The sequence below is a fragment of the Mesorhizobium sp. M1A.F.Ca.ET.072.01.1.1 genome (genome assembly GCF_004023325.1).
Classification (GTDB): Bacteria; Pseudomonadota; Alphaproteobacteria; order Rhizobiales; family Rhizobiaceae; genus Mesorhizobium.
In genome coordinates this window covers 48,907-56,524 of the sequence record NZ_RZSF01000007.1, presented here as the reverse complement: position 1 = coordinate 56,524, position 7,618 = coordinate 48,907, and the positions used below count along the sequence as shown (strand labels likewise).

The 7,618-nt window shown below is 65.2% G+C and carries 7 protein-coding genes; 4 read left to right on the top strand and 3 right to left on the bottom strand.

The genetic code is table 11. The features are described 5' to 3' along the window. From EOA32_RS02250 to EOA32_RS02240, 3 genes are all read left to right on the top strand, one after another. A partial coding sequence (locus tag EOA32_RS02250) for an NAD-dependent succinate-semialdehyde dehydrogenase (RefSeq protein WP_145971268.1) occupies window positions 1–1,192 on the top strand: 1,192 nt, incomplete at its 5' end. Window positions 1,193–1,228: 36 nt separating this feature from the next. Then, window positions 1,229–2,608 carry an aspartate aminotransferase family protein gene (locus EOA32_RS02245; protein ID WP_128370721.1) on the top strand — a complete coding sequence of 460 codons (1,380 nt, stop codon included), beginning with the start codon at window positions 1,229–1,231 and terminating at the stop codon, window positions 2,606–2,608. A 67-nt stretch (window positions 2,609–2,675) separates the two neighbouring features. After that, window positions 2,676–3,779: an alcohol dehydrogenase family protein gene (locus tag EOA32_RS02240; RefSeq protein WP_095781457.1), complete on the top strand. Its 1,104-nt coding sequence runs from the start codon at window positions 2,676–2,678 to the stop codon at window positions 3,777–3,779. A 41-nt stretch (window positions 3,780–3,820) separates the two neighbouring features. On the opposite strand, the gene EOA32_RS02235 is transcribed toward EOA32_RS02240, so the two are convergent. From EOA32_RS02235 to EOA32_RS02225, 3 genes are all read right to left on the bottom strand, one after another. Beyond that, window positions 3,821–4,582, bottom strand: coding sequence for an SDR family NAD(P)-dependent oxidoreductase (locus tag EOA32_RS02235; RefSeq protein WP_095826663.1), 762 nt, complete (start codon window positions 4,580–4,582; stop codon window positions 3,821–3,823). 34 nt (window positions 4,583–4,616) lie between these two features. Then, window positions 4,617–5,387, bottom strand: coding sequence for an SDR family oxidoreductase (locus EOA32_RS02230; protein WP_128370720.1), 771 nt, complete (start codon window positions 5,385–5,387; stop codon window positions 4,617–4,619). Window positions 5,388–5,519: 132 nt separating this feature from the next. Continuing rightward, window positions 5,520–6,353: a GNAT family N-acetyltransferase gene (locus tag EOA32_RS02225; RefSeq protein WP_128370719.1), complete on the bottom strand. Its 834-nt coding sequence runs from the start codon at window positions 6,351–6,353 to the stop codon at window positions 5,520–5,522. Window positions 6,354–6,686: 333 nt separating this feature from the next. Here EOA32_RS02225 and EOA32_RS02220 point away from each other — a divergent pair, with 333 nt between their 5' ends. Continuing rightward, window positions 6,687–7,553 (top strand): hypothetical protein, encoded by an 867-nt coding sequence (locus tag EOA32_RS02220; RefSeq protein WP_095826664.1) that lies wholly within the window; start codon window positions 6,687–6,689, stop codon window positions 7,551–7,553. Window positions 7,554–7,618: the final 65 nt, after the last annotated feature.

Here is a 7,618-nt window from a genome sequence, read left to right as displayed (position 1 = left end):
GGACGACCTGGCGCTGCTGATGACGCTTGAACAGGGCAAGCCGCTAAAGGAATCGCTGGGCGAGATCGACTACGCCGCCTCCTTCGTCGAGTGGTATGCCGAGGAAGCAAAGCGCCTCAATGCCGAAAGCGTCACCAGCCATCTGCCGAATGCTCAGATGACCGTTAGCCGCGAGCCGCTCGGCGTCGTCGGCGTCGTCACCCCATGGAACTTTCCGTCGGCCATGCTCACCCGCAAGGCCGCTGCGGCGCTTGCCGCCGGCTGCACCGTGGTGGCGCATCCGTCCTCGGAAACGCCGCTTTCGGCGCTGGCGCTGGCCGAGCTCGGCGAGCGTGCCGGCCTGCCCGCCGGCGTCTTCAACGTTGTCACCGGGGATGCGCGCACCATCGTCGGCGCGATGTGCGCTGACGCCCGGGTGCGCGCCATGAGCTTCACCGGTTCGACCGACGTCGGCCGGCTGATTGCCGCGCAGAGCGCGCCGACGATGAAGCGGCTGGTCATGGAGCTCGGCGGCCATGCGCCGCTGATCGTCTTCGGTGATGCCGATATCGAAAAGGCGGTGACGATCGCCCTCGACGCCAAATTCGCCACCTCCGGCCAGGATTGTCTTGCCGCCAACCGCATCTATGTGCAGCGCCAGATCTATGACCGCTTCTGCGCCGCCTTCGCCCGTTGCATCGAGCGCCTGCGCACCGGCAACGGGCTTTCACCCGACGCCGATATCGGCCCGCTGATGCATGAGCGCGCCGTCAAGAAGGTGGAGGAGCAGGTCGCAGACGCGCTGGCTCGCGGCGCGCGCTGCCTCATCGGCGGCAAGCGCCATGCGGCCGGGCCGCTGTTCTATCAGCCAACGCTGCTCGTCGATGTGCCGGACGAGGCGCTGATCATGCATGAGGAAACCTTCGGCCCGGTCGCCGCCGTCACCCCGTTCGACGAGGAAGCGGAAGTCGTCGCCCGCGCCAACGCTACCGAATATGGCCTCGTCGCCTATGTCGTGACCGAGAACGGCGCGCGCCAGGCGCGCATGGGTCGCGCGCTGGAATACGGTATGGTCGCGATCAACCGGGTGAAGATCACCGGCGCGCCGATCCCGTTCGGCGGAGTCAAGCAGTCCGGCATCGGCCGCGAAGGCTCGCGCCATGGCCTCGAAGCCTTCACCGATCTGAAATACCTTTGTCTGGACGTCGCCTAGCGCACGCCGGAAGAATTCCCTGCAAGGAGAAAAAAGATGCTCGAACAGTCCAACGAACTTTCGGCCTGGGATCGCGACCACTTCTTCCATCCCTCGACGCATATGGGCACGCATGCGCGGGGCGAGTCCCCGGCGCGCATCATGGCCGGCGGCGAAGGCGTCACCGTCTGGGACAACACCGGCAAGAAGAGCATCGATGCCTTTGCCGGGCTCTATTGCGTCAATGTCGGCTATGGCCGCCAGAAGATCGCCAATGCCATTGCCGATCAGGCCAAGAACCTAGCTTATTACCACGCCTATGTCGGGCACGGCACCGAGGCCTCGATTACGCTCGCCAAGATGATCATCGACCGCGCGCCGAAGGGCATGTCGAGGGTCTATTTCGGCCTCTCCGGCTCCGACGCCAACGAGACCAACATCAAGCTGATCTGGTATTACAACAACGTTCTCGGTCGGCCGGAGAAGAAGAAGATCATCTCGCGCTGGCGCGGCTATCACGGCTCCGGCGTCATGACCGGATCGCTGACCGGGCTCGAGCTGTTTCACAACGCCTTCGACCTGCCGCGCGCGCCGATCATGCACACCGAGGCCCCCTATTACTTCCGCCGCGACGACCGCTCGATGAGCGAGGAGCAGTTTTCGCAATATTGCGCCGACAAGCTCGAGGAGATGATCCTCGCCGAGGGCCCGGAGACGGTCGCGGCCTTTATCGGCGAGCCGATCCTCGGCACCGGCGGCATCGTGCCGCCGCCCGCCGGCTATTGGGAAAAGATCCAGGCGGTGCTGAACAAATACGACGTGCTGCTTGTCGCCGACGAGGTGGTGACCGGCTTCGGCCGTCTCGGCACCATGTTCGGCTCCGACCATTACGGCATCAAGCCGGACCTGATCACCATCGCCAAGGGGCTGACGTCTGCCTATGCGCCGCTTTCCGGCGTCATCGTCTCCGACAAGGTCTGGCAGGTGCTGGTCAGGGGTTCCGACAAGCTCGGCTCGCTGGGCCACGGCTGGACCTATTCGGCGCATCCCATCTGCGTCGCCGCGGGCGTCGCCAATCTCGAACTGATCGACGAGATGGATCTGGTGAGAAATGCCGGCGAGACCGGCGCTTATTTCCGCGCCGAGCTAACCAAGGCCGTCGGCGGCCACAGAAACGTCGGCGAGGTCCGCGGCGACGGCATGCTGGCTGCGGTCGAGTTCGTCAGGGATCGCGACGATCGCGTCTTCTTCGATCCGGCGCTCAAAGTGGGCCCGCAGATCGCCACGACGCTCGCGGCAAGCGGCGTCATCGGCCGCGCCATGCCGCAGGGCGACATCCTCGGCTTCGCGCCGCCGCTTTGCCTGACGCGCGAGGAGGCCGACACCATCGTCGCCAAGACCGCCGACGCCGTGAACAGCGTGTTTGCCAGCCTCTGAAGCAATCCAGGAAAGGTGTGAACGGTTTTCCGTCCGGAGTTGCGTGAAAGCAAAGGAACAGAGCGACATGAATGCCATGACCAGAACCGTCCCCGCCACGATGGCCGCCGTGCAGCTCACCGGCCACGGCGGCCTGGAAAAACTCGTCTACCGCACCGATGTGAAGGTGCCGTCGCCGGCTGCCGGCGAGGTGCTGGTCAAGGTCAGCGCCTGCGGCATGAACAACACCGACGTCTGGGTGCGCCAGGGCGCCTATGGTACGGAAGAAGATGCGGCCGCGGTATCGACCTGGCGCCGGCAAGGCAACACGCTGACCTTTCCTCGCATCCAGGGCACGGATACGGTGGGCACCATCGTCGCCGTCGGTGACGGCGTACCCGCCGAGCGCATCGGCGAACGCGTCATGGTCGACTTCTCCATCTACAACCGTGACGACGATTCGCTTGCCGACATCGACTATATGGGCCACGGCCGTGACGGCGGCTATGCCGAATACCAGGCGCTGCCGGCCGAGAACGCGCATGTCGTCGATACCGATTTGAGCGATGTCGAGCTCGCCACCTTCTGCTGCGCCTATCTCACCGGCGAGCAGATGCTGGAACGTGCAGGCCTGAAGGCCGGCGAACGGGTGCTGGTCACCGGCGCCTCCGGCGGTGTCGGCTCCGGCATCGTGCAGCTGGCGCGGGCGCGTGGCGCCATTCCCTATGCCGTGGTCGGCAAGGGCAAGGAGCAAGCGGTGCTCGACATCGGCGCCGAGAAAGTGGTCACGCGCGGCGTGGCCGACCTGCCTGCCGCCGTCAACGAAGCGACCGCTGGCCAACCCATCGACGTGGTTGCCGACCTTGTCGGCGGCGCCATTTTCAATGATCTGCTGCGCATCCTGCGGCCCGAGGGACGCTACACCACCGCAGGCGCCATCGCGGGGCCGGTGGTGCAGTTGGACCTGCGCACCATGTATCTCAAGCAGCTTCAGCTGCACGGATCGAGCCAGGGCACCAGGGCCGATTTCCGCCGCATCGTGCGCTACATCGAGGAGAAGAAAATCCGCCCGCTGGTCGGCGGCGTCTACAAGCTGTCGGACTTCCACCGCGCCCAGACCGACTTCATGGCCAAAGACTTCGTCGGCAAGCTGGTGGTGGTGCCGGACGCGATTGCCGACACGAACAAGTAGCGACCGATGGCGGCGGCCGACGGTTGACCTTCGCGGTTAGTCTAGCCCTTGCGCTCCTGAAGGATGTTGCCGCCATCCACGACGAGGACGGCTCCGTTGACATAGCTGGCGCCGTCGGACGCCAGGAACAGCACAGCCGCGGCGACCTCTTCCGGAGCGCCGGCGCGTCCAAGCGGCGTGTTTTGCGCGGCGACGAGCTCTTCCGGTGTCGAGGCGCCCGTCGCGATCCAGCCCGGCGCCACGGCGTTCACGGTGACGCCGCTGCGGCCGACCTCCAGCGCAAGCGCATGCGTCAGCCCGACCATGCCTGCCTTGGCGGCGGAATAAGCGGCCTCGCCTTCGTTGGAGACGTAAGGGCCGGTGACCGAGGCCATGTTCACCACGCGTCCATGACCGCGTCGGACCATGCCGGCCAGAAATGCGCGTGTGGCAAGGAATGTGGTCTTCAGGCTGACATCGATGCCGCGGTCCCAGTCGCTCTCGCTGAGATCGAGAAATCGCCGCTGCAGCGCCGGCTGGGCGACTGTTCCCATCCCGGCATTGTTGACGAGGATATCGATTTCGCCGACCTCCGAGCAGAGCCGCTCGACATCCGCTGCACGCGTCAGATCGGCCACCACCGCACGAACGTCGAGCCCCTCCGCCCGCAGCTCTTCGGCGCGCTGCTCGACGCGATGCGACGAGGCGGTGATCGCGACCGCAAGCCCGGCGTCTCCGAGCGCACGCGCCACCGCGGCGCCGATGCCGTCGGCGGCGCCCGCGCCGGTCACCAGCGCCGTGCGGGATTTGCGAAACGTGGTCATGAGCCCTCCAAGGCGATGACGCCAATGCCGCGAGTCAGTATCCGGCGCTGATGCCGAAATCGATCGAAAGCGCGGCCCCGGTGATCGGCGCCGCGCCGGGCTGGCAAAGATAATGGATGAAGGAGGCGATCTCTTCCACGCCGATGAACCGTGCTCTTTCCCCTTGCGGGTAGTGCCCAAGGAGCCGGCGCTTGTAGCCGTCCGGGTCATCTCCGCCATAGGTCCTTGCCTGATACTCGATCATCGGCGTCGCCGTGTCGCCAGGACAGACGGCGTTGACCCTGATGCCGTGCGGCGCAAGCTCCAGGGCGAGAGCCTTGGTCAGCAGCACCAGCCCGCCTTTGGAGGCGCAATAGACCGCCGCGCCGCTGTTGCCGACGATGCCCGCGTCGGAGGCGATATTGATGATAACGCCCTGCGCCGCCGACAGGTGCGGAATGGCGGCCGAGATCAGGAAAAAGGCGCCTTTGAGATTGACATCCAGCACCAGGTCCCATTGCTCTTCGCGGACCTCGCTTGCCGCTCCCTCGAGCCAGACGCCGGCGGCGTTGACGAGAATGTCCAGGCCGCCTCCCCACTCGCGCGCCTGGTCCACAACCCCCCGGCAGGCGGCGACGGAACGGACGTCGAGCCGCAGACCGATCGCGTTCGCACCGGTCGCAGCAATCTTTGACACGGCCTCGTCGAGTTTCGCGCCGGGAAGGTCGGCGAGCACGATCCGCTCGTCGTCAGCCGCCAGGCGCAGCCCCGTCGCAAGACCCATTCCCCCGGCGCCGCCCGCGATCAGGACGGTTCTTCCAGCCATTCGACAACCTCCGCTGTGCGATGAGCGTTGCGGCGAGACACAGTCCGGCATCCGAACCACGTCGGAGAGACATCTCGCATGCGCCAAGCCCGACAATCAATGATCACAGGACCGAAGCCATTCGCTTCGCGATCACCCCAGCTCCAGCGTCGTGATGCCGAAAACCTTCGACGGCGCATTGCCTGGTTTCCCGCCGCGGTACATGCGGGTCGTCGTGAAACCGGGGACCATGCCGACAGCCTGAAGCACGGCGGTAAAGCCGATCTGAGTGGCCGGCACGTCGATATGCAAGGCTTCGCCCGCCGTCCTTCCCGTCAGTTCCACCATCAAAGCCAGAGCTGTTTCCATGTCATCCGCGAACAGCGGACCGACCTTGAAACCTTCGCGGCATCGGCGCGCCACGCCGTAGCCGGCAAGGCCGGTCGAGCCAGTGGACATCATCGCGATCCGGGGCGGCCGCAGCCATTCCCGCAGGAAGGCCTCCCGAGGCGCCGGAAAGCACTGGCGGTCATAGGCCAGGATCTCGGCTGTCTCGGCGGCCTCAACGGACCGGATTTCCCGCCCCCCGGTCAGTCCCGCCGGACGACCGCTGAAGCGGACGGTCTCATAAGCCGGCACGAACCCTTTGTGTTGGTAGTTGGCCCGCTGCTCGGCTACGCCGTCGAGGCCGACAATGCGGTCGCCGAGCCGAGCCATGCCGGCATCCCAGACCGCCTTGCCATGGCCTTCACCGCGCCGATCGGGCCGGCAGATATAGAGGCCGATGAAACCGAACTCCGCGCCATAGGCGACGGCCGAGATGCCGGCCACCATCTCGCCGCCGGCGATGGCACCGACAAATCCTGCCGGATCGGCGGCCCTGAGCGCGGCGGCATCGCCGATGCCCGGATTCCATCCCTCCCCCGCCGCCCACTCGACGAGCGTTTCCACCTCGCTGGCGGTCAGCGTCCGGATCGTTCTCGGCATGGCTTCACTCGGCGGCGGCCTAGAGGCAACGGATTTCAAGCCTCCAGGATAGGTCGCCGCCAGCAGGTTGCAAAGACCGGTTTTGGACGTTGCCGACCTGTCCACTCACGAAGCCCAAGCGTCGATGCTACTTCGCCGATTCGGCGAAGAGGCCGCCCATTGAACGCTAGACCGTCGAGCGGATTATTATCCGGGTTTTTCGAATCGATGCAAAGGGTTAGCAAGAACGCGCCGAAACATCAGCTGTTGTTCCAATGGGTAACTGGACACGACCGTGGAAGGCGGGGAATCTTCTTTGGTCGTTGCTTCGAATTGAATGGAGTGCCGCAGGAAATGCCCTTGAGCGCCGAAGAAATCGCCAGTCATCCGGCAGCTCTGCGCGGTGTCAAGGAGCAGTCGCGCGCGCTCATCCATATCTACGAAACCAGCCCGCGCCTTGCCGCCGTTTTTGCCACCCAGCAGCGCTGGCTGCTCGGCCATGTCGGACTTGCGCTGCATTTCAGGCGCGACCCCGATGACCGCCGCACCGAAATGACCGTAGCGCGTTTCATCGAGGTCGTGCGCCGCAACTCAGTCGCCAGCCGCAACACCGCCGAAGCGTTCGTCAAGGAAATGCTCCATTACAACGTCGCCGAATACATTTCATCGCGTGGCGATGGCCGGGCTCATCCCTTGCGGGTGACCGCGGCCACAATCGAGACCTTTACCGGCTGGATACATGCCCATTTGCGAACGCTCGACCGCATCGATGGCGGAGCCCGGCTGACGACTTTCCTCGAACACCCCGATATGCTGGCCAAGCTGCAGCCATTGATCTGCGACGGATTGCTCGCATCCATTCCGGTGCGGGAACCCCAGCAAACCTTCTCGTTGTTCATCTGGCTCAACAACGGCGGCATCGTCATGGACTGGCTGATGTCGGGTATCGATCCGGAGGACGCCAGCCTCGAGAAGATTCCGACCGGCGTCATTTCGATCAGCGAATTCGCGCATTGGCTGAAACTGTCGCGCACGCATCTGGCGCGCAAGCTCCGCGACGCCGAGGCGCTCGGCAGCATCGGCTGGGTCGGGCAGCGCGGACATTCCGTCATGTGGGTGTCGCGGCAGTTCTTCGACGAGTATATGGCCGTTCAGGCAGCCAAGCTCGCGATCGTCGACGCAGCCTTCGAGGCGTGTTTTTCCGGCGCGAGCGAAGGCTGAGCGCCGCGGCGCCTGCTCCGAGCTTGCCGTGACGGCGCGCAAAGAGACGCGCCGTTGAGCCGCTT